Source organism: Flavobacterium sp. DSP2-3-1 (assembly GCF_049896865.1).
GTDB lineage: Bacteria > Bacteroidota > Bacteroidia > Flavobacteriales > Flavobacteriaceae > Flavobacterium.
Map to the genome: position 1 here is coordinate 1 of NZ_JAFCVD010000009.1, position 24,518 is coordinate 24,518.

Annotated in this window: 23 protein-coding genes; 8 read left to right on the forward strand and 15 right to left on the reverse strand. The window is 34.5% G+C overall.

Annotation, left to right across the window (positions count from 1 at the left end; translation table 11 throughout):
• Window positions 1–585 precede the first annotated feature (585 nt).
• Window positions 586–1,812, reverse strand: coding sequence for an ABC transporter permease (locus ACP7AT_RS11210; protein ID WP_426064408.1), 1,227 nt, complete (start codon window positions 1,810–1,812; stop codon window positions 586–588).
• 196 nt (window positions 1,813–2,008) lie between these two features.
• Here ACP7AT_RS11210 and ACP7AT_RS11215 point away from each other — a divergent pair, with 196 nt between their 5' ends.
• Window positions 2,009–3,142, forward strand: coding sequence for an exo-beta-N-acetylmuramidase NamZ family protein (locus ACP7AT_RS11215; RefSeq protein ID WP_426064409.1), 1,134 nt, complete (start codon window positions 2,009–2,011; stop codon window positions 3,140–3,142).
• Between the two features lie 49 nt (window positions 3,143–3,191).
• On the opposite strand, the gene ACP7AT_RS11220 is transcribed toward ACP7AT_RS11215, so the two are convergent.
• The gene (locus tag ACP7AT_RS11220) at window positions 3,192–3,686 is read right to left on the reverse strand and encodes a YkgJ family cysteine cluster protein (RefSeq protein ID WP_426064410.1); all 495 of its coding nucleotides are present in this window, start codon (window positions 3,684–3,686) and stop codon (window positions 3,192–3,194) included.
• Between the two features lie 92 nt (window positions 3,687–3,778).
• Between ACP7AT_RS11220 and ACP7AT_RS11225 the strand changes: the two genes are divergently transcribed.
• The gene (locus ACP7AT_RS11225) at window positions 3,779–4,510 is read left to right on the forward strand and encodes a class I SAM-dependent methyltransferase (RefSeq protein ID WP_091204149.1); all 732 of its coding nucleotides are present in this window, start codon (window positions 3,779–3,781) and stop codon (window positions 4,508–4,510) included.
• 1 nt (window position 4,511) lies between these two features.
• Window positions 4,512–5,054 (forward strand): YfiT family bacillithiol transferase, encoded by a 543-nt coding sequence (locus ACP7AT_RS11230; protein ID WP_426064411.1) that lies wholly within the window; start codon window positions 4,512–4,514, stop codon window positions 5,052–5,054.
• Window positions 5,055–5,131: 77 nt separating this feature from the next.
• Here ACP7AT_RS11230 and ACP7AT_RS11235 read toward each other — a convergent pair whose 3' ends face one another.
• The 8 genes from ACP7AT_RS11235 to ACP7AT_RS11270 all read right to left on the reverse strand — a co-directional run bounded on the left by ACP7AT_RS11235 (window position 5,132) and on the right by ACP7AT_RS11270 (window position 11,737).
• Complete coding sequence (locus ACP7AT_RS11235) at window positions 5,132–5,764, reverse strand: 7-carboxy-7-deazaguanine synthase QueE (protein ID WP_426064412.1); 633 nt, start codon at window positions 5,762–5,764, stop codon at window positions 5,132–5,134.
• Window positions 5,765–5,990: 226 nt separating this feature from the next.
• Window positions 5,991–7,664: a tetratricopeptide repeat protein gene (locus tag ACP7AT_RS11240; protein WP_426064413.1), complete on the reverse strand. Its 1,674-nt coding sequence runs from the start codon at window positions 7,662–7,664 to the stop codon at window positions 5,991–5,993.
• Between the two features lie 16 nt (window positions 7,665–7,680).
• The gene (locus tag ACP7AT_RS11245; protein WP_426064414.1) at window positions 7,681–8,601 is read right to left on the reverse strand and encodes a PstS family phosphate ABC transporter substrate-binding protein; all 921 of its coding nucleotides are present in this window, start codon (window positions 8,599–8,601) and stop codon (window positions 7,681–7,683) included.
• 3 nt (window positions 8,602–8,604) lie between these two features.
• A complete protein-coding gene (locus ACP7AT_RS11250) occupies window positions 8,605–8,835 on the reverse strand; it encodes a hypothetical protein (protein WP_091204157.1) in 231 nt (76 codons plus the stop codon).
• Window positions 8,835–9,629, reverse strand: coding sequence for an energy transducer TonB (locus tag ACP7AT_RS11255; protein WP_426064415.1), 795 nt, complete (start codon window positions 9,627–9,629; stop codon window positions 8,835–8,837). The genes ACP7AT_RS11250 and ACP7AT_RS11255 overlap by 1 nt, the downstream gene beginning before the upstream one ends.
• A 38-nt stretch (window positions 9,630–9,667) precedes the next feature.
• A complete protein-coding gene (locus tag ACP7AT_RS11260; protein WP_426064416.1) occupies window positions 9,668–10,213 on the reverse strand; it encodes an ExbD/TolR family protein in 546 nt (181 codons plus the stop codon).
• An 18-nt stretch (window positions 10,214–10,231) separates the two neighbouring features.
• A complete protein-coding gene (locus ACP7AT_RS11265; RefSeq protein WP_426064417.1) occupies window positions 10,232–10,831 on the reverse strand; it encodes an ExbD/TolR family protein in 600 nt (199 codons plus the stop codon).
• Between the two features lie 87 nt (window positions 10,832–10,918).
• Window positions 10,919–11,737: a MotA/TolQ/ExbB proton channel family protein gene (locus ACP7AT_RS11270; RefSeq protein WP_426064418.1), complete on the reverse strand. Its 819-nt coding sequence runs from the start codon at window positions 11,735–11,737 to the stop codon at window positions 10,919–10,921.
• A 373-nt stretch (window positions 11,738–12,110) separates the two neighbouring features.
• On the opposite strand from ACP7AT_RS11270, the gene ACP7AT_RS11275 reads away from it, so the two are divergent.
• Complete coding sequence (locus ACP7AT_RS11275; RefSeq protein WP_426064419.1) at window positions 12,111–13,631, forward strand: helicase HerA-like domain-containing protein; 1,521 nt, start codon at window positions 12,111–12,113, stop codon at window positions 13,629–13,631.
• A gap of 8 nt (window positions 13,632–13,639) precedes the next feature.
• On the forward strand, window positions 13,640–14,002 hold the full coding sequence (locus ACP7AT_RS11280) for a cupin domain-containing protein (protein WP_091204171.1): 363 nt from the start codon (window positions 13,640–13,642) through the stop codon (window positions 14,000–14,002).
• Between the two features lie 60 nt (window positions 14,003–14,062).
• Here the strand turns inward: ACP7AT_RS11280 and ACP7AT_RS11285 are convergent, their stop codons facing one another.
• Window positions 14,063–15,400 (reverse strand): FAD-dependent oxidoreductase, encoded by a 1,338-nt coding sequence (locus ACP7AT_RS11285; RefSeq protein ID WP_426064420.1) that lies wholly within the window; start codon window positions 15,398–15,400, stop codon window positions 14,063–14,065.
• Between the two features lie 62 nt (window positions 15,401–15,462).
• Window positions 15,463–17,853, reverse strand: coding sequence for a penicillin acylase family protein (locus ACP7AT_RS11290; RefSeq protein WP_426064541.1), 2,391 nt, complete (start codon window positions 17,851–17,853; stop codon window positions 15,463–15,465).
• 167 nt (window positions 17,854–18,020) lie between these two features.
• Between ACP7AT_RS11290 and ACP7AT_RS11295 the strand changes: the two genes are divergently transcribed.
• Together ACP7AT_RS11295 and ACP7AT_RS11300 are read left to right on the forward strand one after the other, a co-directional pair.
• On the forward strand, window positions 18,021–18,662 hold the full coding sequence (locus ACP7AT_RS11295) for a flavin reductase family protein (protein ID WP_426064421.1): 642 nt from the start codon (window positions 18,021–18,023) through the stop codon (window positions 18,660–18,662).
• A gap of 3 nt (window positions 18,663–18,665) precedes the next feature.
• Window positions 18,666–20,198 (forward strand): cryptochrome/photolyase family protein, encoded by a 1,533-nt coding sequence (locus tag ACP7AT_RS11300; RefSeq protein WP_426064422.1) that lies wholly within the window; start codon window positions 18,666–18,668, stop codon window positions 20,196–20,198.
• Window positions 20,199–20,276: 78 nt separating this feature from the next.
• Here ACP7AT_RS11300 and ACP7AT_RS11305 read toward each other — a convergent pair whose 3' ends face one another.
• Both ACP7AT_RS11305 and kynU read right to left on the reverse strand, forming a co-directional pair.
• Window positions 20,277–20,711, reverse strand: a complete 435-nt coding sequence (locus tag ACP7AT_RS11305) for a YMGG-like glycine zipper-containing protein (protein WP_426064423.1) — start codon at window positions 20,709–20,711, stop codon at window positions 20,277–20,279.
• Between the two features lie 91 nt (window positions 20,712–20,802).
• A complete protein-coding gene (gene kynU, locus ACP7AT_RS11310) occupies window positions 20,803–22,089 on the reverse strand; it encodes a kynureninase (protein ID WP_426064424.1) in 1,287 nt (428 codons plus the stop codon).
• 182 nt (window positions 22,090–22,271) lie between these two features.
• Between kynU and ACP7AT_RS11315 the strand changes: the two genes are divergently transcribed.
• A complete protein-coding gene (locus tag ACP7AT_RS11315) occupies window positions 22,272–23,006 on the forward strand; it encodes an SIMPL domain-containing protein (protein WP_426064425.1) in 735 nt (244 codons plus the stop codon).
• A gap of 360 nt (window positions 23,007–23,366) precedes the next feature.
• On the opposite strand, the gene queA is transcribed toward ACP7AT_RS11315, so the two are convergent.
• Complete coding sequence (gene queA / locus ACP7AT_RS11320; protein ID WP_426064426.1) at window positions 23,367–24,416, reverse strand: tRNA preQ1(34) S-adenosylmethionine ribosyltransferase-isomerase QueA; 1,050 nt, start codon at window positions 24,414–24,416, stop codon at window positions 23,367–23,369.
• Window positions 24,417–24,518 lie beyond the last annotated feature (102 nt).

Below are 24,518 nucleotides of genomic sequence, written 5' to 3' on the forward strand. Positions count from 1 at the left end.
CCTTTATTGGGTTATTCAAGCTTTTTAAACACTTTTTTTTGACCTTTTCTTAACTTTATCTTTAACTAACTGATATCATGTTTTTTGAAAGAACAAGTTTTTTAAACAAATCTACAATCAAACACCAAATAAAACCATTTGTACTTCCAAATCGCCAATTTCATTGCGGACAGATCGCTTTTTACTATCCATTCCTATTTATACAATCTTGATGAATTCAAGCTTTATTGCACTATTCCCTGTTTATGACTACGCTTTGCGACTTCAAATGTTGCTTCTGTGCCATTATTCAAAAACATGATTAAGCTAACTAATGGTTTTGTTCTATACATTATATAGAACTAAATTGTGCTATTACTTTTTCACTCCTATATATAAGGTATCATAATATTCGTAAAAACAACAACAAGTTATAGATTACCGAGGTTCGCGTCAGGGATAGCAGCGAAAAGCCCACAGGAAAACGAAATGAAATGGAGTTTTGCGAGGACTTGCAGCGAATAGCCCGACCGTTTATAAAAAAGAGGCTATTATCGATATCGATAATAGCCTCTTTTTTATAAACGGTAACGCCCAAATGAAAATCTAATCGAAACGTATGGCTTTGACTGGTGAAATTTTGGTTATTATATAGGAAGGAATTAATAGTACCAGGAAACAAACGGTCACGGTAAGCAGGTTCAATAAAAGTATGTAACCCCAATTTAGATAAACTGGCGCTTGATTGACGTAATAGTTCTCTGGTGGAAGTTGGATTACACCAAATTGTTGTTGGATTAACAATAATGAGATACCGATTAGGTTTCCCCAGAAGAGTCCTCTTACTATAAGATAGAAGGCGTTGTACAGAAATATTTTTCGTACTAACCAATTATTAGCCCCTAACGCTTTTAAAATTCCAATCATTTGGGTTCGCTCGAGAATCAGCACTAATAAAGCTACTACCATATTGATTGTGGCGACAAGAATCATAACTACTAAAATAACAACGATGTTGAAATCGAATAGTTGAAGCCACTCAAATATATAACTGTATTTCTCGATTATAGTTTTAGTATCTAACGTTGATGCTGTTTGTGCGTAAACCTGCTCACCAATTGATTCTATAGTATTAAAATCATCTACAAAAATCTCGAAAGCTCCTATTTGATCTGGAGCCCATTTATTAATACGCTGTATGTGACGAATATCTCCTATTATATAGGTAGCATCGAATTCTTGAAAACCAGAATTGAAAATCCCAACAACATCAAAATTCCTCAGGTTAAACCCCTTCTCTTTCATAAAGAAAGTGTTGAATGCATCACCAACTTTTAAATTCAACCGATTTGCAATAAACTGAGATATCACAACTTCTTCATTTAACTTTCCTTTGTTATTTGGAATTCTACCTTCAACAATGTATTCCTTTATATTGTCCCACTTATAATCAGTTCCCACTCCTTTGAAGACAATTCCTTCGAAAGTGGTTTCGGTTCTAATAATACCAGCTTTACTGGCAATGGCCTGAATATGTTCTACTCCACGAACTGAAGTAAACTTTGGATAAAAATCCTGTTTTTTAGAAATTGGAACTAATGTCACTTCAGATTGATTGTTATCGTAATTTGAAATAATGATATGTCCATTGAAAGCCGAAACTTTCTCTCTAATTTTTTGCTGCAGCCCAATTCCGGTTGCTACTGAAACAATCATCATAATCATACCGATGGCAATTGCTGAAATAGCGATTTTTATAATTGGAGCAGAAATGCTACTTTTATAATCTTTAGCAGTAATAAGACGTTTGGCGATGAAATATTCTAAATTCAATTTAATTACTTTTCTGATTTGGATTTGCTTCGCCAGTCTGCGTTGCTTAAGCCAAAAATACAGCTAAAACACGAATTACACTAATTGACCTTAATTTTATTTGCTCCTATATATGAACTCATTTTTTAAAATATCTTTTCGTTTAATATTTCTGATAATCATTTCAACTTCCTATTCTGCCAGAAAAACCGATACAATGGGAAATATAAAATCGAATTTAGACAAGGCTGATACCAATTTACAAATAAGGACAAAAACCGGAGCAGATAATTATAATAACTATTTACCATCGTTAAAAAACAAGAAAATTGGAATTGTAACAAATCAAACCGGTATTCTCTCTAATAAAATACATTTAGTAGATTTTCTTTTAGAAAAAAACATAACCATCCAAAAAATATTTGCACCAGAACACGGTTTTCGCGGAACTGCTGATGCGGGCGAACATGTCGTTGACGGTAAAGATTCTAAAACTGGACTTTCAATTATTTCGCTTTATGGTGACAATAAAAAACCAAAACCACAACAACTTTCAGGAATCGACATTATGGTTTTTGATTTGCAAGACGTAGGCGCACGATTTTACACTTATATCTCTTCGTTACATTATATAATGGAAGCCTGTGCTGAAAATAATATTCCGCTTTTGATTCTTGACCGACCAAATCCTAACGGAAGTATTGTTGACGGTCCAATTCTTGAACAATCATTCACCAGTTTCGTGGGAATGCATCCAGTTTCCTTGCTTCATGGAATGACAATTGGAGAATATGGAAAAATGGTTAATGGTGAGAAATGGCTGAAAAATGGTATACAATGCAAATTGACTGTTATTCCATGTCTTAATTATAATCGAAAGATCAGCTATAGTTTACCTGTAAAACCTTCACCAAATCTTCCAAATGATCAAGCCGTTAATTTATATGCAAGTTTATGTCTTTTTGAAGGTACAAATGTAAGTGTAGGACGAGGAACTGAACTACAGTTTCAAATTTATGGCTCTCCATATTTACCGAAAAGTACTTTTAGTTTTATTCCGAAACCAAATTTTGGCGCACAAAATCCCGTTTACAATGGCATCGAATGTTACGGAGAAGATTTATCTGCGACTGCGAAGGTAAATCGACTGGAACTAAAATGGTTAATTGAAGCCTACAGGTCGACAACTGACAAATCAAAATTCTTCAATCCTTTTTTTACAAAACTCGCAGGAACTAAAAAACTACAACTGCAAATCGAAGCAAGAATGCCGGAAAATAAAATAAGAGAAAGTTGGAGGAACGGGTTAGTTCAGTTTAAGGAAATGAGATCGAAATATTTGATTTATTAATCCTCATCCCAGTACTCTTAAAAGAAGAGGAAGACGATGTATAAAATTTTTAAAGAATCAACTTCTTTTTCATTTCTTCGACAATATTAAAAGCAGCTGGACATATAGCTACGTTTTTCAATGTTAAGTCCGTGATTTGTTGAAACTTTTTTCTATCCGTATGCGGGAACTCTCTGCATGCTTTTGGGCGAACATCATAGATCAAACAGGCATTTTCATTATCCAGAAAAGTACATGGTACACTTTGCAACACATAATCCCTGTCTTCATCGATGCGAAGATATTGCTCAACAAACTTTTGTGGTTTTTGACGCAAATATTTTGAAACACGTTCAATATCTGCATCTGTAAACAATGGTCCTGTGGTTTTACAGCAGTTCGCACACTTTAAACAATCTGTTTTCTTGAATTCGGCGATATGCAAATCTTCCATTATGTAATCCAAATTCTTTGGCGTCTTCTTTTTCAGCTTATCAAAATACTTTTTATTTTCGATATGCTTATCTTTGGCTTCTTTAGGGAGATTGTTTAAAATAGTGTTCATTCGCAGGTTTGTTTTTTCGTTTATTCGATAAAACATGTCGCGAAATTACTTAAAACAAATCAACAAATAACTAAATTAACACATCAACTATAATGAAAGACCTTTTTGGCAAAGCCATACTTGATTTTCAAACTAATAATTCCCCAGAAGATTTAATCACGGAAACCTCAATTTCAGAAGAAGATGAAATGAGCGTTGAATATTTATTTCGTTCTTATGCCGAAATGCCAAAACTAGAACAGAAAGCATTAATACTTGCGAAGGGGAAAATTTTAGATGTAGGCTGTGGCGCCGGAAGTCATAGTTTGTATTTACAAAACGAAAGGAATTTCGATGTTCATTCGATTGATATTTCTCAAAATGCAGTTGAAGCCTGTAAACTTCGTGGATTGAAAAATGTTCAAGTTCAAAATATTCTTGAAATGGATTCTACTAATCCTCAAAATAAATTTGACACTATTTTATTATTAATGAATGGTACAGGAATATTTGGAACACTAAAAGATACCACTAAATTTTTAATAAAACTAAGAAGCTTACTTAATCCAAACGGACAAATTCTTATAGATTCTTCGGATATCATTTACATGTTTGACAATGATGAAGATGGTGGCAAATGGATTCCAAGCAGTGGTTATTATGGCGAATTGACTTTTACAATACGTTATAAAAACGAAAAAGAGGACCAATTTCCTTGGCTTTACATGGATTACAACACTTTGCAAAACGCGGCTTTCGCCAATGGATTACAAAGCGAGTTAATTCTCGAAGGGGAACATTACGACTATTTAGCAAGACTTTCGATTATAAACAATATTTTATAGTATGGAAAATATTACATTAGAAAAATTACGATATCCCATCGGAAAATTTATCGTACCGGAAAGCTACTCCACCACGTATCTCACTGCTAAAATAGCTGAAATTGCAAGTTTCCCTGAACAATTGAAAAAGGAAGTGATCCATTTAACCGAGGAACAACTCGAAACACCTTATCGTCAAGGTGGTTGGACAATTCGACAAGTGATTCATCATTGCGCTGACAGTCACATGAATTGTTTTATTAGAATTAAATGGACGCTGACCGAGGATCATCCCATAATAAAATTTTATCACGAAGATCGTTGGGCTGAATTAGATGATAATTTAACCATGCCTATCCAACCTACTCTTTCTTTTCTGGAAGGTTTACACTTTCGCTTGGCGTATTTAATGAATGGACTATCAGAAGCTGATCTACAAAAATCTTTTATTCACCCTGATGCAAACGCGGTATTTCAAATAAAGGAAATAATTGGAACATATGCATGGCATGGCAACCATCATTTAGCACATATCACGGAATTAAAAAAAAACAAAGGCTGGTGATACTCGTGTCTACATTTTTACTTTAAATGAAAAATCCCAAATACAGTTTTAAACAGCATTTGGGATTCTTTATTTTTTTAAGGAATATTCAAATATTTATGAGTCTGCAATGAAACGCGCCATTTGGGATTGTTCATTACATAATCTACTATAAGCGGTGTCATTTCTTCTTTTTTACTCCATTCTGGCTGCAAGAATAAAATCGCATTATTATTCACTTTTTCCGCTTGCTCTTCGGCAAAAATAAAATCATGCTTGTTGAAAATAATCACTTTCAACTCATGTGCGTTATCGTAAACCGTTTGTGTTGGTAATTTATTTTTTTTGGGAGACAAACAAATCCAATCCCAATATCCAGTAAGAGGATACGCCCCAGAAGTTTCTATATGAACTTTTCTATTGTTTTCTTTTAACTTTCGCGTCAGCAAAGACATGTCCCACATTAATGGTTCACCACCAGTTACCACAACAGTTTCTGAATATTTACTGGCATTTGCTACAATTAAGTCAATTGCTGTCGGTGGGTGTAATTCTGCATTCCAACTTTCTTTCACATCGCACCAGTGGCAACCCACATCACATCCACCTATTCTAATGAAGTATGCAGCAGTACCTGTATGAAACCCTTCTCCTTGAATGGTATAGAACTCTTCCATTAATGGCAGCATGGCGCCTTTATTAACTTCTAACTGTATTTCTTTTGATAACATTCTATTATTTTAAAGTGCAAAGATAGTTAATTTGAAAAGAGATAATTTGAAAACAGTGACTAATATAAGAAACTTTGAAAGCACCGAAGAAGTTTACCAACTTAATGAAATCAATAGTTACGAGAATATAAATCATCGCAAAAAATTACTGCCTTCAAATACTAACCACAAAAAAACCGATAGCCACTAGACTATCGGTTTCCCATTTTAAATATTTAAATCTTTATTATTTTAAAATTTTTAAAGATTCTAAAGCATAACTATTCGCCGGGTCTAATGCTAATGTTTTTTTAAAATATTCTTTAGCTTTAGTTGTATCAGTGTTAGCGAAACTTGCGGCCATATTATTATAAGATTCGATAAACTTCGTCTTAACTGCTGGTTTTGCTAACTCCGCTGCTCCTAACTCAGTCGTTTTGGCAACATAATCTTCATAATTTTTTACCATTGCATCATCTTTTTCAAGCAATCTATTTGTTCTTGCTCGGTATAGATAAGCTTCTAGGTAAGTTGGTGAAGCTACCAAAACTTTTTCGAAAGCTGCATCTGCTTTTTGTAAAGCGACAACATCAACTTTTACATCTTTTCCTTTGTTAGTGTTCGCATAATAATTTGCTAAACCATAATACACATTGTCATCAAGGAAATTTGAAGATTCTTTAGTATTTGCTCCAAATTCAAATATTGCTGCTGCTTCATTATAAAGTTTTTGTGTAAATAATTTTTTACCAACTTCACTTAAATCTTGTACCGCTAAAGGTTCCATTTCAATGGCTTTTTTCACATCTATCAAACCTGCACTAAAAGCAGCCGGATCAATTGATAAACCATCAGCACTTGTTCCTTTTTTGATTTTTGTTAATCCTAAATATAAATAATCTAAAGCAATCGGTTTATTCGCTGGAGCATTGATAAAACTCTCTAAAGATTTAATAGCAACATCCACATTTCCATTTTTATAAGCTGCATAACCTAAATAACGGTAAATCCTTGGATTAACTTTGTCCAACTCAATCATTTTATTAGCTTCAGCTTCAAGAGCCACATAATCTTCTATCAAAATAAGAAAATCGGCACGACGCATTCTAGAATTAATAGAGTAATCAGTTAATGACATGTATTTATCATAATATCCTAGTGCCGTTTTATAATTAACAGCAGCTTGAGATGGCTTATTACGTGCTATTTTATAATAGGTCTCAGCTAATTCTCTGTAAACTGGACCATAATTGGGATTTATAGCAATTACTTCATTGTACGCTTTTGAAGCTTCATCATAAGATTTAGCACCTTTTAACAAAACACCTAATTGCATTTTAGCTCTCAATAAAGTATTATCTAATTGAAAAGCACTTCTATACGCTACGTAAGCTTCATTTTGTTTCCCATCACCATAATATGCATCACCTAATGCAAGTTGCAATTGTGCATCTTGAGAATTGTTTATTGCTGCACGAGTCAAAATTGCAATAGCCCCTTTATAATCAGGTTTGTTTGCATTCATATATGCTCTGGCTACATAAACAAATTCTTGAACATCTTTTTTTCTCATGTCTTTGGTGGCCAATGCAAATTTAGCTTGTGCACCAGTAAGATCATTTTTATTCAAATCCATCTGACCTAAACCGATATAATTTAGTTTAGCATTCTCAGACGCATTCAATCCTTCTTGAAAATAAATTTTAGCAGAATCCTCTACACTTTGAGTAAGGTAAACATTTCCTAAAGTAAAGAAAGCCGCTCCATTAGAAGGTTTTGCTTTAATAATTGATTTTAAAATCGATTTTGAACTTTCAAACTGCTCCGCGTCGATAGCTTTTCTAGCTTGATTAATATCTTGTGCTTGTGTCGTAAAAGCAGAGGCCATTAAGGCAACGCTAAAAGTTGTAAATTTATTCATTTTCATTGTAGTTAATTTATTTTTCATCATTTTGACTTTTCGTTATTGTAAATTTTCTTGTAGGAATACGTACAGGTAACAATCCAGATTTTAAAATTATCCTTTGCCCGATATCTCCACCAACAAATGAGGCAAAGCCCATTCCTAATCCAGAGTATCCTTGACAATTTATTATATACAAATCACGTGCCAAAGGGTATTTTTTTTCTGCGATATTGTTTTGTGAAGGCATATAGTAGTTATCTCCGTTCACTCCTTTTACACTTAAAGTATTTACTTTATCAACATACTTTTGCATATCAGGTTTTGGCTGAGAAAGCCAATTGACGCCCACCACACCTATCATTCCTTCATTGGCTGAAACATGTTTTATAACCTCATCATTTGTCTTAAATGAAAAAACGCCCTTTTCAGGAATCGTTTTAATCCTTGCCAACGATTTTAAATAACGAACCGTACTTGAATTTAAGTTATCAAAAACTAAACCTTTTATTGAAGAAACTGGATTTCCTTGCATAAAACTGATAACATCGTTTAAAGCTATAAGAGAATCTTGACCATTTCTATTAGCGACAAAAGCAATTGCATCGGTACCAAAAGGTGTAATCTTAGGGTTAATTTTTCTTTGTTTAAAAATTTCAAGTTCTTCAGGCGTCAAGTTTCTGGATAAAATTGCTATTGCACTTTTTTTATTAAATAAAGAATTAACTGTTTCCGATTCTGATTTTGAGATCAGGCTAATTTTAGCCTCATATTTATTCTCGAATACTGCAACTTGGTCTTCAATAATTGGAGTTAAAGTTTCATCTACATAGATAGATGCTGAGCCTTTCAAAATAGTTTCTTTTTCTTTTGATTTATTTCCTTGATTACAAGAAACTACAAAAGCGATTGCTAAGAAGAAAATCAAATACGGAAGTTTAGCAGAATTTTTCATAACCTAATCATTATTATCATTAATAATCCTAAAGAATCTAAACGAAGCATAAGCAATCAGCAGAACACCAAAAGCGACTCTATAAATAGGCTGCATATCTAAAGGAAAATTCTTCATAAAGATAATGAATAAACCTAAAACAAGATAAACCAGAAAAAACAAAATTCCTAAAACAAGAAGAAATCGCTCTCTAAGCGATTTCTTCTTAATATTATTAAGTATGTTACTCAGCATTACTCTGCAGATTGAATGGTTATTGGTAACGAATAAAGTACTCGAACCGGTTTACCATTTTGCACCCCAGGAGACCATCTTGGTGATTTTTTCAAGACACGAATAGCTTCTTTTCCAGTTCCGTAACCAATATCTCTAATTACTTTAATGTCAGTTAAGGAGCCGTCTTTTTCAACTACAAAAGTTACATAAACTTTACCTTTCAACCCTTCTTCTTCAGGAGTTACATAATTACTACCTACAAATTTGTAAAATTTCTCGATACCTCCAGGAAAATCAGGTTTAACTTCAATACCAGCAGTGTTATAAATCTGGTTATCAACCTCTTCAACTACTGCGGCAGTTCCAGTACCAACTGGTTCAACAGTTAAAACAGCATCTGGATCTCCCTTTATAGTTTCAGCACCTAATTTCTTATCTTTAATTTCGACAGTTTTTGGCGGTTCTTCAGTAACTTCATCTGCTTTTGCAACCACAGGTTTAACAAATTTAACCTGATCCACTTTTGGTGGCGGCGGCGGCGGCGGCGGTATGTTTTTCTTTATTTCTTCTTTTGGTGGTAACTTGATACTAACAATTTTAGTATCTAAGGTGTCATCAGCTTCTGTTGAATTAGGAAGTAAACGTAATATTAGTGGCATACTAACAGCTACAGCGAAAACAATTGCACCTAAGATAAGTGCTCTAACCGTAGTTTTGTTATTTGATTTTCGTAACTCATAAGCTCCATAAGCTTTGTTACGACCCTCGAATACAATATCAAGCCATTGGTTTGTGAATATATCTAATTTCATTTTTCTTAATTATTAAGTTATTGAGCAATAAGAAAATCTTATTTACCTTCTAACAGTTTTAGTTCCTCTGGAGAAAAATCATTAACAATTGCATTTGAAGGTACTCCAACAATTGCCATCTCATCTAGTATGTCTACTAAATTACGATAATTTGATTTTTTACTTGGTTTGATAATTACGATCAATCCTTTGTCTTTATTCCCGGTATATTCAACTACTGATATTTTTCTTTTCAATAGTTCTTTACGGATACCCTCTTTACCATAAGAAATGTCTTTAGGACCTGCAATTGGAGTTGCTAATAAACCCATGTAATAAACCATCTTATCATTGTCTCCTAACAAAACAGTCAAGGTACGATTTTCATCAACTTTAATCGGTTTTTCATTAGGATCATCTTGCTTATCAGGCAAACCCAAACTCATGGATTGGGGTTTAGACAACGTAGTGGTCAGCATAAAGAACGTAATCAACAAGAATGCCAAATCCACCATAGCAGTTAAATCTACTTTTGAATTGGATTTTTTACTTCTTACTTTACCACTTTTTTTGCCTCCGCCGTCACCGGTATTTAATTCAGCCATTATAGTGTATGTTTTTAGTTATTTTTGTGTTGCTCTTAAACTCGTAACCAAATTAAAATTATTGATTTTTTGATCTTGCAAAATATCCATAACTCGTTTAATTGCAGGATACTCTTCTTTTGAATCCCCTTTTATAGCGATTTGCAATTCCTTGTCATTCACATCAATATTTGCTATACGTGAATTGTATATCCAATCTTTCAATTGATTATCCAATGAATCTTTAGGAACTCCCGGCTGCAAACCTGGTTTATTTCTATCCGCAGTCTTCATTGCAATAAGTTGCTTTAAAGCTGTAATAGGCACTCCTACACCTTCCATCAGAGAAAATGTTTCCAATTCCTGTTCTGTAAATGCAACACTATATTTTTGCCCCATTAACTCCAAGGCTTTTTTTCTAACTTCTCTACCTTTTAGGTCAAAGAAAACTTTTCCTTTTCCAATAGTTATAGTAGCTAAATTATCTTCCGGTAATTTAGTTTGCACCTGTGATGCAGGTGTATCTACTGGCAATGCTTCCGGTATCTTTGCAGTTGCTGTCATTACAAAAAACGACAACAAAAGGAAAGCGACGTCACACATAGCAGTCATATCCGTAGACCCTGCTTTTTTTTGCATTTTTATAGCCATCAATTTTTTTTTTAAATTTACTAGAAAATAGAAACCAATTAAGAGAATCTATTTTCTTGTAAATTAAGTTGTTAATTATTTTTGTGTACTTCTGAAGTGTCTGTACGTGTTTACAATTGTATTACCTGCCTCATCAATAGAATAAGTCAAAGTATCAATTTTAGACGTAAAGAAGTTGTAAGCTACAATTGCTAAAGCAGAAGTTGAGATACCTGTGGCTGTATTGATCAAAGCTTCAGAAATACCATTTGCAAGTGCAGCTTGATCTGGAGTACCAGCAGCAGACAAAGCACTAAATGCTTTAATCATACCTGTAACCGTTCCTAACAAACCTGCAAGTGTCCCTAATGAAACCATAGTTGAAAGAATTGTCATGTGCTTTTCTAACATTGGCATTTCCAATGAAGTAACTTCTTCTATTTCTTTGTGGATTGTTTCAGCAGCAGCTTCGCTATCTAAACCCTCTCTTTTAACTTCTTGGTATTTCAATAAAGCTGACTTTATTGGATTTGCAACAGAACCTTTTTGTTTGTCACATGAAGCAATAGCTCCTTCAATATTACCATTTTTAATATCATTTTGTACACTTGTCATGAACTTATCAAGATTTCCTGTACCTGCCGCTTTCGAAATTACAGCATAACGCTCAAATGAAAACACAACAACCATTAATAAAAAGCCTAATAATACTGGTACAATAGGACCTCCTTTGTAAACCATTGCCAACATATTCCCTGGTAATGGATGACCTGTATTAACACCACCTTCAAAATTAGCGCCATTACCCATTATAAAATTCCAAATTAACCATCCAACAAAAATACATGCTACAATAATGATTCCTGAAATCATTCCTCCTCCGTTTGCTGCTTTTTCTTTTTTAACGTTTGCCATTTTTTTTTAATTTTAATAGTTTTAAATAAATTATCTTAGTTATATTAAACTTGTAGTGGAGCAAATTTATATTTTTAGTTCAAATAAAAAAACTTTTTTTTATTATATTATATTTAAATTTATTTCAAAAACATATTTACAGATTACCCTCTTGCATTTATATCAATATACGCAAACAAATAGCACGTTTTATAAAAAATAACATATTTTTTTAAGAAAAATTAACACAATATTTCATTTCCAGCCTGTTTAGCAGGAAAACTATTATTTTGTGATATTAACAATAAAAAAGCAGGAAAACTGCGGTATGCACTAAATTTGTTCATTTTAGAAAAATATAATATCTTACAAATGTTTTAAATACAAACTTATTATGAGCAGAAAAGAAGACTTCACCAAGCATATCTCTGAAGGATACTTTTTTAAAGGACAAAGCATTATTTTGGGCGGTGCTGTTTTAGATGGAGAAGCCATCCCAGATGCTCACGTGAAGATCCCACTGAAAACCTTTAATCGCCATGGATTAATTGCTGGTGCTACCGGAACCGGGAAAACCAAAACCATTCAAGTCCTGTCCGAACAATTATCAACTTTTGGAATTCCTGTTTTAATGATGGATATCAAAGGCGATTTTAGCGGAATTGCAAAAGAAGGCGAAGAAAAACCGTTTATAACGGAGCGCCACACTAAAATCAACATTCCTTATTCAACTGCTCGATTCCCTGTTGAATTAATGACATTATCAGAACAAAACGGAGTTCGGCTACGCGCAACAATATCTGAATTCGGACCAGTATTATTCTCTAGAATCCTTAACTTAAACAATACTCAAGCTGGCGTCGTTTCAGTTATCTTCAAATATTGTGATGACAATAAAATGCCTTTATTAGATTTAAAAGACATCAAAAAAGTAATCAATTATATTACGGAAGAAGGAAAAGACGAAATAGAAGAACATTATGGTAAAATTTCTACTTCCACAACTGGCACTATTCTTCGAAAAATAATTGAATTAGAGCAGCAAGATGCCGATTTATTCTTTGGTGAGATGTCTTTTGATGTGGAAGATTTAATGCGAATTGATGAAAATGGAAAAGGATACATCAACATCCTAAGATTGACTGATATACAAGATAAGCCAAAGTTATTCTCGACCTTTATGTTGAGTTTATTAGCTGAAATTTACCAACAAATGCCTGAAAAAGGAGATTCTGACCAACCTGAATTGGTAATCTTTATTGATGAAGCTCATCTAATTTTCAATGAAGCCAGCAAAACTTTATTAGAACAAATTGAGACCATTGTAAAATTAATTCGTTCGAAGGGTATCGGAATTTATTTCATAACACAAAATCCGATAGATATCCCAAACGGCGTCTTGGCACAGTTAGGCTTAAAAATACAACACGCTTTGCGAGCATTTACAGCAAATGACCGAAAAGCCATCAAACAAACTGCAGACAATTATCCAACATCCGATTATTACAAAACTGATGAAATCCTAACCAGCCTTGGAATTGGCGAAGCACTCATTACTGCATTAAACGAAAAAGGAATTCCTACACCGCTCGCTGCAACGATGATGCGTGCCCCAATGAGCAGGATGGATGTTTTGACCGAAAGCGAAATTCAGGAAATCAACAATAAATCGAAATTGGTAAAAAAATATAGCGAACTGATTGACCGCGAAAGTGCGTATGAAATGCTAAATAAAAAAATCACCATTATAGAACAAAAAGATTCCGAACAAGAGCAAAAACAGGAATCTCAAAAACAACAAAACCAACAGCCAAGTACAGCTAGCGTCGTAGGAAAATCAGTTTTGAAAGTATTGACTAGCGCTACGTTCATCAGAGGTGCATTTGGTGTGCTAACAAAAATGTTTAAAAAATAAGATCAATCATGAAAAAATATTTCATTCAAAATACTCCTTTCATTGTTCCGACTAACGATGGAAAACTAATCGAAGAACATCACGGAAAGGCTTCGACAGATAATGCGGAAATCTCCATAGCTCACATGGTTGCACCACCTAAATGGAGTGAACCGTTTCAAACTCCTGAATTTGAAGAGTACACCTATGTCATAAAAGGTAAAAAGCAATTCATCATTGAAGAGGAAATTATCATTTTGAAAGCTGGACAATCGATAAAAATCGAGAAAAATACGCGCGTTCAGTACTCCAACCCGTTTGACGAACCTTGTGAATACATTGCGATCTGCAAACCTGCCTTCGATTTTACTAAAGTACATCGCGAGGAATAAACAACTTCAATAAAAGGAAAACATTATCTAAATATATTCAAGTCAATAACGCCTACAAAATTATTGCAAGAGCTCATGAATTTTATTTTCAACGGCTTCTGAATCCCATATTTCGTTAATGTTTTCCATTTTCAAAACTTCTTCCATAATGGCATTTTGATAATCTCCTATAGCCAAGGCTTCAGCATAAGGACGATCACTAAAAGTAACTCTGCTGTAAAGCGGAATCCATTTTTCAGGGTATTTATCTGAGAATGCTTTTTCAATTTTCTTTTGTAAAAGGAAATTTTCATCAGCTGTTTTCGAACTCATTTCTAAAAAATTACGATACGAAAGTTCCGCAATAGCATCTGCGTTAGGTTTGCGGGATTTTTGATATTCAGAGAAAATGGATTTCCAGTCATCACCATACTTTTCCATCATTTCATAAAGCACCGAAATATCTTCAAAACCAGCATTCATTCCTTGACCATAAAAAGGAACAATTGCATGACTGGCATCACCAATAAGTGCAATTTTATCTTCATAAGTCCATGGATAACATTTCATCGTCACTAGCGTGCTGGTCGGATTTTTAAGGAAATCTTCCGCTAATTTTGGAATTACATCAATAGTATCCGGTAAGTTTTTTTCGAAAAAAGCCTCTACTAATTTTATGTCTTTTAATGATGCAAAAGAATTTTCTCCTTCAAACGGCATAAACAAAGTACAAGTAAAACTGCCGTCTAAATTAGGCAATGCAATCAACATATATTCTCCGCGAGGCCAGATATGAAAGGAATTTTTATCTAATTTATGTGTTCCGTCAGGATTTGCAGGAATGTTTAATTCTTTGTAACCAATAGGCAAAAATTCTTGTGAATAATCAAACATACTTTGGCGTTGCATACGGTGACGAATTCTTGAGAAAGCACCGTCAGCGCCAAAAACCATATCGTATTTTTTATCTTCCCAAGCGCCACGTTCTGTTTCACCAATGTGAAGCGTTGCATCATCAAGTGTTACATCCCATATTTTATGCTCAAAAAAGAATTCAGCACCTGCGGCTTCCGCTAAATCAATCATTTCCCTATTCAAAAGCCCCCTAGAAATAGAATAAATTGATTCTCCCTCTTGACCATAATTTTGGAAATTAAGTTTGTCTACCAAGTGAATCGCGCGTTTTTCCATAGGAATAGCGATTTTGCGAACCTCATTTCCTATTTCAACTCCATCTAAAGCTTTCCAGCCGCGGTTAGACATCGCTAAATTGATGGAACGACCTGAAAACTCTATTTTACGAATATCTGGACTTCTATCGTAAACATGAACTGTATGACCTGCCTTACGAAGATAAATAGCTAATAAAGATCCGACTAACCCAGAACCTACAACCGCTATTTTTATGGGAGTTTGCATTATTTTTTTATAAAAAGTTAGGCAAAATTACTGAATTATTATCTTCGGCACTTTAAAAACAGTTATTTTTTACGTGGGGTAAAAACCAATTTTGTTGAGGTCCTAACAATCTCCTCTTTATTTAATTTCATTCTTCTGAATTTACCGGCATTATACAACTCCGCTTGATCACTGTAATGAGCGCTCATTGGGTTCCCGGACTGTCCAGTTGGTAGTATGCTCCAGCTGTTTTCTATGTCAGAGAAATCTATAATTCTTCTTGTTGAAGGGCCTCCTTTTACGATGTAATTCCCATCATCCGTAAAATCAAAAAACAGGTTATTGATTACTTCCGTAGAACCAGAAACTTCAAAAGGGCCAACATTGAAGATACTCCTTAAGGCCGCTATTTTTCCCAACGGATGCTGATGTTCGACAGTATGCACTTTATTCCAAGTCCAATCCGAAACAGAACTTCCTAATTGTTTTTCTAACGCTATTATCGATTCTTTGAATGATTTTGAGACAATCTGGCTTCTCGTTTCTTTCTCCTTTTTAGTATTAACATTATCCCACCAAAGTGATTTTTCATTCGTGATTTGTCTTGCGATAATTTGCTTCATGATGTGCGTTCCTAAAAATATTTTGAAATTTCCAGCACCAAGTTCATCTTCAAAAGTGTTTTTTAAGTAATTAAAAATCCATTTATTATAAATTGCTGGAGCCACATCACTAAGATTATTAGATCCGTTCCACTCCTTTAAAACGACAAGAGCCTGTTTTTCATTTTCAGAAAGGGACTGCTGATTTATGTTTGAAATTAAATCCTTAACAACTTTTGGAGCCACAGAAGATGTATTATCGAAAATCATTTTTCCAACCGCAACCATATCCCAATCTGATTTTGGATTTAATAATTGCGTGATTCGTTTGGCACGATCTTCTGGAAGATAATAACCGGGATATAAGAAACCGTCAATAGGTTCTGGCTGATTGTTGGCGGAATACACATAATTCCATCTTGGGTTCACCGCCGAAGGATTTTTGGAGAAATCTAAAAATTCTTTTATATCATCGTTGCCACTGGCTCCATCCAGAATAAAATTAGGATTCACTCCTTCTATGTGCTTGTATAATTTTCCTGTTGCCCACCAAGCCACATTTCCTCTGGCATCGCCATACATTACATTCAATCCCGGCGCAGCGATTAGCGACACTCCTTTGTGAAACTCCGCTTTACTTTTAGCATGCGAAAGTGCATACACCGCATCGAGAATTTGAATGGGTTGTTGCGTATAAATCCATGACATTGCAACAGGTTTGTCTTGATGTAAGCCATCAATCAAGTCGTTCATAACAGGTCCATGGCGCGTACTTTTCACATTCAAAACAACGTCAGCTGAATCTTTTACTTTGATTGTTTTTTTTCGTATTTTATAGGCACTGAAGCCATTGGGTATTTTGTAAGAATTGGCATCAGCCGGATTATTCTCTTCTTGGTACAAATCAATATCATCATTTTCAAACATAGTCAAACCATACGCATATTCTCTGTTATGCCCCAAAAGCGGATATGGAGTTCCCGCTAAGTAGGAGCCATACAACTCGAATTCCGGAGTAACAATGTGCGCTTCATACCAAGTTCCCGGCTGCGAAAACCCAATATGTGGATCGTTAGCAAAAATAACTTTTCCGTTTTTCGTTTTCTTTGGAGCAATAACCCAACTATTACTTCCTATAAAAGGCGAAATTGGCGATTGCTCTAAAAGTTGTGCTACAGATTTTGAAATAGCGGCGTATTCTTGCGGTCTGTCTTTAGAATTTTTAATTTTTGTCGTATTGAAAGAACCATCAATTCCAAAATCCTTGAGGTATTCCATTCCATATTTGTTTCGAATATCAGTCAATAACGGATCAGATTTTTGCGCCATTGCAAAACTAAAAGACATGTATCCAAAAATATTATAAACGTCTTTAATCGTAAATTTTTCTTTTTTAACGCCCACCAAACTGAACTCTATTGGCGTTGTTCCTTCATCCATATATTGATTAATCCCATCTAAATAAGCCATTGTCAATTGGTAACTTGGACTGTTTTTATCCAAAGCCGTGATTGCTTTTGCGGAAGCTTCTTCGATTCCCAATCCCGCAAAGAATTTGTCGCTTTTCAGGGCAACCGAACCAAATATTTCTGATAATCGTCCCGGAGCAATACGCCGCATCAATTCCATTTGCCACAATCGATCTTGCGCGTGCACATAACCCAAAGCCACCATTGCATCCTTTGAAGAAACCGCATAAATATGGGGAACGCCAAATTCATCGAAATATACGGTAGTTTCATTTTGAATATTTTTCAAGCGCAACTCGCCTTCGTATTTTGGTTTTAAATAAAAACCATAGATAAGAACCGTTACCACTAAAACAAAAACAAACGAGACTAAAACGAGAAGTAATTTTTTAAGTATTTTCATCATTGGATAAATTGAAAAACAAATATATAGGATTTGGAAGTGAATTAAAACTATTTCTTTCAATGTACTATTTCAAAGTCGATGTCAATAAATTATTATAATATTTTGTTTACTTTATTTCGTATTTAATTAAACAAAAAGTATATTTGTTTTAAATATGACTACACATGAAACACATTTCAAGAGATGCTATTTCTCAAATGGAAAAAATCGAAAGATTAAATTTAATCAATTCCTGCACTGGTTATAAATCGGCTAATTTGCTTGCCACAAAATCCCTTGACGGAAAATCAAATGTTGCCATTTTTAGCAGCGTGACCCATTTGGGAAGCAATCCTGCCATGATCGGATTTATCATGCGCCCCACAACTGTTCCCAGAGATACATACAAGAATATCAAAGACACAGGATATTTTACCGTAAACCACATAACGGTTGACATGATTGAGGATGCGCACCACACCTCTGCAAATTATGAACTGGGTATTTCCGAATTTGACAAAACAAATCTGGAAGAAGAATATAAAAATGATATTAAAATCCCTTTCGTCAAAGGAAGCCCGGTGCAATTGTATTGCAAATATTTAAATGAATATTACATTAAAGAAAACGACACAATTCATGTGATTGCTTCGATTGAAAATCTATTTTTTGAAGAAGAATTAGAACATAAAGACGGCTGGTTACAAATTGACAGAGGAAATGTCGTAACATTAAACGGACTTGATGGGTATTGCTTGCCAAAATTAGTGGATCGTTTTCAATATGCCCGAAAAGAAATCCCCACTACTTCATTTTTTAAAAAATAGTAAATGCAAAAATTACGATTAATCCTTGGCGATCAATTAAATACAGAACATTCATGGTTTCAGGAATCTGATAAGGGCACGATTTATCTTCTGGCAGAAATGCGTCAGGAAACGGATTATGTAAAACATCACATTCAAAAAGTAGTGGCATTTTTCATGTCGATGAGAAATTTTTATTCGACTGTAAAAGCAAATGGCCACCAAGCCGTCTATTTTCAAATTACCGATGCAGAGAATCCGCAGGATTTAGAAAAATTAATTTCCGCTTGCATTGAAAAATATGATATTGAAAAATTCGAATACCAATTACCTGATGAATATCGACTTGACCAGCAATTAAAAACGATTTGTTCCAATTTGAAAATTGAATCAAAAGCTTTTGACTCGGAACATTTTTATACCACACGACACGAATTATCCGATTTTTTTGCGGGAAAAAAGTTGTTACTGATGGAGAATTTTTATCGCAGCATGCGTAAAAAACATCATGTCTTGATGGATGGAGCAATTCCAGAGGGCAATCAATGGAACTTTGACGCTGATAATCGCAAAAAATACAAAGGGGAAGTTCCAATTCCGACAGAAAAAAGTTTCCACGCTAATGTTTCCGGAATTGTCGCCCAAATAAAAGAAGCCGGAATAATCACTTTTGGAAACATCAATCTTGATAATTTCAGTTGGCCTACTTCCCGCGAGCAATCTTTGGAAGTTTTAAAATATTTCTGTAAAAATCTGTTGAAGCATTTTGGTGATTATGAAGACGCGATGCACACCGATGAAAAATTTCTTTTCCATTCCCGTTTGTCTTTTGCCATGAATAGTAAAATGCTTTCGCCAAAAGAAGTAATCGAGACCGTTATTTCATTTTATCATGTAAATGAAGCTGAAATAACGCTCTCACAAGTAGAAGGATTTGTGCGCCAAATTCTGGGGTGGCGCGAATACATTCGGGGAATATATTGGAAAGAAATGCCCAATTATGCCCAAAAGAACGTCTTAAAAAACACAAACAAGCTACCTGATTTTTTCTGGACGGGTAAAACCAAAATGAGTTGCATGAGCCACGCAATCAATCAAAGTTTAGACGAAGCTTACGCTCATCACATTCAACGCCTTATGGTGATAGGAAATTTTACGTTATTAACACAAATTCATCCTGATGAAGTAGACGCATGGTATCTGGGAGTGTATATCGATGCGATTGAATGGGTCGAAATGCCCAACACCCGCGGCATGTCACAATATGCTGATGGTGGAATTATTGCCACAAAACCGTACGTTTCCTCTGGAAGTTACATCAATAAAATGAGTAATAATTGTTCCAAATGCCACTACAATGTAAAGGAAAAATTTGGTGATAATGCGTGTCCTTTCAATACGCTGTACTGGAATTTTCTGGATGAGAAAAAAGAGTATTTCAAAGGAAATCAACGCATGGGAATGATGCTGAATTTATTAAAAAAAATAAATCCCGAAGAATTGTATAAAATTAAAGTAAAGGCAAACGAAATTATTGAAAACATGGATTCCTATTAAACGAAAACCAGCCAAAAAAAAAGAGTGTTTAAATTCTACATGAACTTAAACACTCTTCACTATCTACAAAAAATAAATCTATTCTTTTTTGCTTCCGTCTATAATTGCTCCGGTTCCGGCACCAATTCCGGCACCTGCAACACCACCAATTATAGCTCCTTGCACTTTTTTCTTGCTGATTATAGCTCCTGTTGCAGCTCCAACTCCTGCACCAATTACGGCTCCTTTAGCGGTACTGCTCCACCCTTTCTTTTTTGTAGTCGTAGCACTAGTAGTCGTTGTGGTAGAACTTGGCGATTGGCGATTAACTACAACAATTTCTTTTTGAGTTTCTATTTTGGCCTCTTCAATTTTAGCCATTTCAACCTGCATAGAATCAATAATTCTTTGCTTCTCCATTTCAACTTTCATGGAATCTACTGTGGCTAATTTTGCTTTTTCAATTTCCATTTTTCCTTGATTTTGACAAGAAACAATACCTGCAGCGATCAGTATAAAATATAATGCTTTCATAATTTTACTTTTTTTTAAATTTGTAATTCAACAAAGTAACGGCTAAATTGGTAAAATATAATTACATTTTACCAATTATTATTTACATTACTCAAAGACCTGCTTTTTCCAAAATTCCTGCTTTCAAAATTTGACCAAATTCAAACATGTCTTCAAAAGACGTGTATAATGGTACCGGCGCCAATCTGATTACATTAGGTTCACGCCAATCTGTAATTACACCATTTTTCATCAGATAATCAAAAAGACTTCGCCCTTCTCCATGAAGTAAAACTGATAATTGCGAAGCTCTTTCCGCAGGATTTGCCGGTGTTATAATTTCAAAACTACTATCCACCTCTTTGTCTATTTCGTGTAAAATAAATTCTAAATAGGAAGTAATCGTATCTCTCTTTGCGATTAAAGCGTCCATTCCAATTTCATCAAACATTTCTACTGATGCTAAATAAGGCGCTAAAGAAAGTACTGGAAGATTACTGATTTGCCAACCATCGGCTCCGTGTATGGGATCAAAAGTCTGTTCCATTTTGAAACGACGTGCTTTATTGTGTCCCCACCAACCCGCAAATCTTGGCAGATCGTTATTGTTATGGTGTTTTTTATGAACGAAACATCCAGAAGCATTTCCAGGACCTGAATTCATGTATTTATAACTGCACCAAGCTGCAAAATCCACATTCCAATCGTGTAATTCCAGTTTTACATTTCCCGCAGCATGCGCTAAATCCCATCCTACATAAGCTCCCGCTTTATGCCCTGCGGCGGTTATGGTTTTCATATCAAATACTTGTCCCGTGTAATAATTGACCCCGCCAATTAAAACCAAAGCCAGCTCTTCGCCTACCTCTTCAATTTTCGCTAAAACATCTTCTAAACGAATATTGTGTTCACCATCGCGACGCTTAATTTCCACAATTGCATCTCCAGGTCTATAACCATGGAAATGAACCTGACTTTGAAACATATATTGGTCCGATGGAAATGCCTTTTCTTCACAAATAATTTTATATCTGGTTTTTGTAGGTCTATAAAAAGAAACCATCAATAAATGAAGATTTACTGTCAATGTATTCATCACCGTAACTTCGCTAGGAAGCGCACCAACAATTTTACTCAACGGATTTGCAAATCGTTCGTGATAATCCCACCAAGGTTTTTTACTGTAAAAATGTCCTTCAACAGCGAGGTTTGCCCAATCATTCATCACTTCATCTACATACGCTTTAGTTCGTTTGGGTTGTAATCCTAACGAGTTTCCAGTGAAATAAATCACCTTTTTTTCATTTACCTGTGGGAAAATAAATTCATCCTGGTATTTGTGTAATTGATCTTGTGAATCCAGTTTTTTTGCAAATTCAAGAGTATTTTCGAATGTCATGATTTGTATTTTGATTTGTAAAAGTAGTAAAAAATGACCGATAGATAAAAGACTTTAAGGCGATTGACAACTCGTACAAGAATTAATATTTCAAGTGTAAAAAAATAGTAATCGAATACGATTTGGAATTAAGAAACAACTCGTTATTTGACTATATTTGATTGAATTTAATATTCTTAGCCATGCTTAAAAACAGTTTAAACGTCATTATAATTGCCATCGCAGTGGTAATTTCCTCCTATTTATTTTCGAATGCTTTTCAGAATCGAAATAAAAGTAATGATACCATAAGTGTTACCGGATCGGGGAAGAAAGATTTCGTATCGGATCTGATTGTTTGGAGCGGCTCTTTTTCTAAAAAAAGCATGACGTTGAAAGAAGCTTACGCGGCACTTGATGCTGATAGAGAAAAAATAAAAAGCTATTTATCAGGCAAAGGAATTGCTGCGAATGAAATGGTTTTCTCAGCGGTAAATTTCAATAAAGATTTTGAAACTACATTTAATGAAAACGGGACTACAAGACAGCAAATTTTTACTGGTTTTACATTGACACAAAGTGTAAGCATCCAATCTAAGGAAGTAAATAAAATTGAAGAATTATCGAGACAATCCAGTGAACTGATTAACTCAGGTGTGGAATTTTATTCGTCTCCGCCAGAATATTATTATACAAAGCTAGCCGAGTTAAAAATAAAAATGATTGCCGAAGCCACAAAAGACGCCAGCATTAGAGCTAAAAGTATTGCTGAAAATGCAGATGCGAGTTTAGGAAATTTAAAAAAATCGGATATGGGTGTTTTTCAGATTACGGGTCAAAACTCATCGGAAGATTTTTCTTATGGCGGTTCGTTTAACACGCAATCCAAAAACAAAACAGCTAATATCACCGTGCGATTGGTGTATCAAGTGAATTAGATTTAAGGTTTCAGAATACATGATAAGTCGAGCGCAGTCAATACTCCTTGTTGAGTCTCGACCGCGAACGACTTGACAAAGCGAACGACTTACACAGTGTTATTCAATTATAAAATTTAAATACAGTTTTAAAAATTTTTAATGGATACAAAAAGTTTTCAAATTTCCAAAACGTTTTGTGTGAGGGATGGAAGCGGCATCCTTTATTTTTCTTTCTTTAAGAAAATAAAGATACAGCGTACAGCCCGTCCCGCTTTTTCAGCGGGGTACACCCTAATAAGGCTTCCGATATAATAAAACAAAAAAAATCTCGCCATTACTGACGAGATTTTGTTATTTACAATCTGAACTGAATTCAGATTAAATGATTAACATCGCATCACCGTAAGAATAGAATTTGTATTCTTTTTCGATTGCTTCTGCGTATGCTTTTTTCATTAAATCATGTCCGCAAAATGCGGAAACCATCATTAATAAAGTAGATTTTGGCGTGTGGAAATTGGTAATCATACACGTTGGAATCGTAAATTCATGAGGAGGAAAAACGAATTTATTTGTCCATCCATCAAAAGGATTTAACGTGTTTTGTGAAGACACTGAACTTTCAACAGCACGCATAGAAGTCGTTCCCACGGTACAAATACGTTTCTTTTTAGCTTTGGCTTCATTCACAATATCACACGCTTCCTGAGTAATTTTTAATTCCTCAGAATCCATTTTGTGTTTTGATAAATCCTCAACCTCAACTGGATTAAAAGTTCCTAAACCTACGTGAAGGGTTACTTCGGCAAATTTAATTCCTTTAATTTCCAGTTTTTTCAATAAATGTTTCGAGAAATGCAATCCTGCAGTTGGTGCTGCAACAGATCCTTCTTCTTTGGCATAAATAGTTTGGTAACGTTCCGCATCTTCCGGAGTTACGTCTCTAGAAATGTATTTTGGAATTGGAGTTTCTCCAAGTTCTGTTAATTTATTTCTGAATTCTTCGTAAGAACCGTCGTAAAGGAAACGCAATGTTCTACCACGAGAAGTTGTATTGTCGATAACCTCAGCCACTAACGAGTCGTCATCTCCAAAATATAATTTGTTACCAATTCTGATTTTACGTGCCGGATCAACTAAAACATCCCAAAGTCTTTGCTCAGAATTCAATTCCCTAAGTAAAAAAACTTCGATTCTTGCTCCGGTTTTTTCTTTATTTCCATACAATCGCGCTGGAAAAACTTTGGTATTATTTAGAATTAAAACATCTCCGTCATCAAAATAATCGATAACATCTTTGAACATTTTATGCTCTATAGTTCCTTTCTTACGATCAATAACCATTAGACGAGCTTCGTCTCTGTTTTCAGCTGGATATTCGGCAAGAAGTTCTTTTGGTAAATCGAATTGAAAATGTGATAATTTCATCTTAAAAAGTTATAAGTTATGAATTATAAGTTATGAGTTAAGCCTCAATAAATTATAATCGTGTGCAAATATACGATTGTGAGATAGGCGTTGTCAAGTGTT

Bases quoted from the DNA above. Each gene is read 5' to 3' on its own strand.
- ACP7AT_RS11215 (WP_426064409.1), top strand. From the start codon at position 2,009: ATGGGAAATATAAAATCGAATTTAGACAAGGCTGATACCAATTTACAA.
- ACP7AT_RS11220 (WP_426064410.1), bottom strand. From the start codon at position 3,686: ATGAACACTATTTTAAACAATCTCCCTAAAGAAGCCAAAGATAAGCAT.
- ACP7AT_RS11225 (WP_091204149.1), top strand. From the start codon at position 3,779: ATGAAAGACCTTTTTGGCAAAGCCATACTTGATTTTCAAACTAATAAT.
- ACP7AT_RS11230 (WP_426064411.1), top strand. From the start codon at position 4,512: ATGGAAAATATTACATTAGAAAAATTACGATATCCCATCGGAAAATTT.
- ACP7AT_RS11235 (WP_426064412.1), bottom strand. From the start codon at position 5,764: ATGTTATCAAAAGAAATACAGTTAGAAGTTAATAAAGGCGCCATGCTG.
- ACP7AT_RS11240 (WP_426064413.1), bottom strand. From the start codon at position 7,664: ATGAATAAATTTACAACTTTTAGCGTTGCCTTAATGGCCTCTGCTTTT.
- ACP7AT_RS11245 (WP_426064414.1), bottom strand. From the start codon at position 8,601: ATGAAAAATTCTGCTAAACTTCCGTATTTGATTTTCTTCTTAGCAATC.
- ACP7AT_RS11250 (WP_091204157.1), bottom strand. From the start codon at position 8,835: ATGCTGAGTAACATACTTAATAATATTAAGAAGAAATCGCTTAGAGAG.
- ACP7AT_RS11255 (WP_426064415.1), bottom strand. From the start codon at position 9,629: ATGAAATTAGATATATTCACAAACCAATGGCTTGATATTGTATTCGAG.
- ACP7AT_RS11260 (WP_426064416.1), bottom strand. From the start codon at position 10,213: ATGGCTGAATTAAATACCGGTGACGGCGGAGGCAAAAAAAGTGGTAAA.
- ACP7AT_RS11265 (WP_426064417.1), bottom strand. From the start codon at position 10,831: ATGCAAAAAAAAGCAGGGTCTACGGATATGACTGCTATGTGTGACGTC.
- ACP7AT_RS11270 (WP_426064418.1), bottom strand. From the start codon at position 11,737: ATGGCAAACGTTAAAAAAGAAAAAGCAGCAAACGGAGGAGGAATGATT.
- ACP7AT_RS11275 (WP_426064419.1), top strand. From the start codon at position 12,111: ATGAGCAGAAAAGAAGACTTCACCAAGCATATCTCTGAAGGATACTTT.
- ACP7AT_RS11280 (WP_091204171.1), top strand. From the start codon at position 13,640: ATGAAAAAATATTTCATTCAAAATACTCCTTTCATTGTTCCGACTAAC.
- ACP7AT_RS11285 (WP_426064420.1), bottom strand. From the start codon at position 15,400: ATGCAAACTCCCATAAAAATAGCGGTTGTAGGTTCTGGGTTAGTCGGA.
- ACP7AT_RS11290 (WP_426064541.1), bottom strand. From the start codon at position 17,853: ATGAAAATACTTAAAAAATTACTTCTCGTTTTAGTCTCGTTTGTTTTT.
- ACP7AT_RS11295 (WP_426064421.1), top strand. From the start codon at position 18,021: ATGAAACACATTTCAAGAGATGCTATTTCTCAAATGGAAAAAATCGAA.
- ACP7AT_RS11300 (WP_426064422.1), top strand. From the start codon at position 18,666: ATGCAAAAATTACGATTAATCCTTGGCGATCAATTAAATACAGAACAT.
- ACP7AT_RS11305 (WP_426064423.1), bottom strand. From the start codon at position 20,711: ATGAAAGCATTATATTTTATACTGATCGCTGCAGGTATTGTTTCTTGT.
- kynU (WP_426064424.1), bottom strand. From the start codon at position 22,089: ATGACATTCGAAAATACTCTTGAATTTGCAAAAAAACTGGATTCACAA.
- ACP7AT_RS11315 (WP_426064425.1), top strand. From the start codon at position 22,272: ATGCTTAAAAACAGTTTAAACGTCATTATAATTGCCATCGCAGTGGTA.
- queA (WP_426064426.1), bottom strand. From the start codon at position 24,416: ATGAAATTATCACATTTTCAATTCGATTTACCAAAAGAACTTCTTGCC.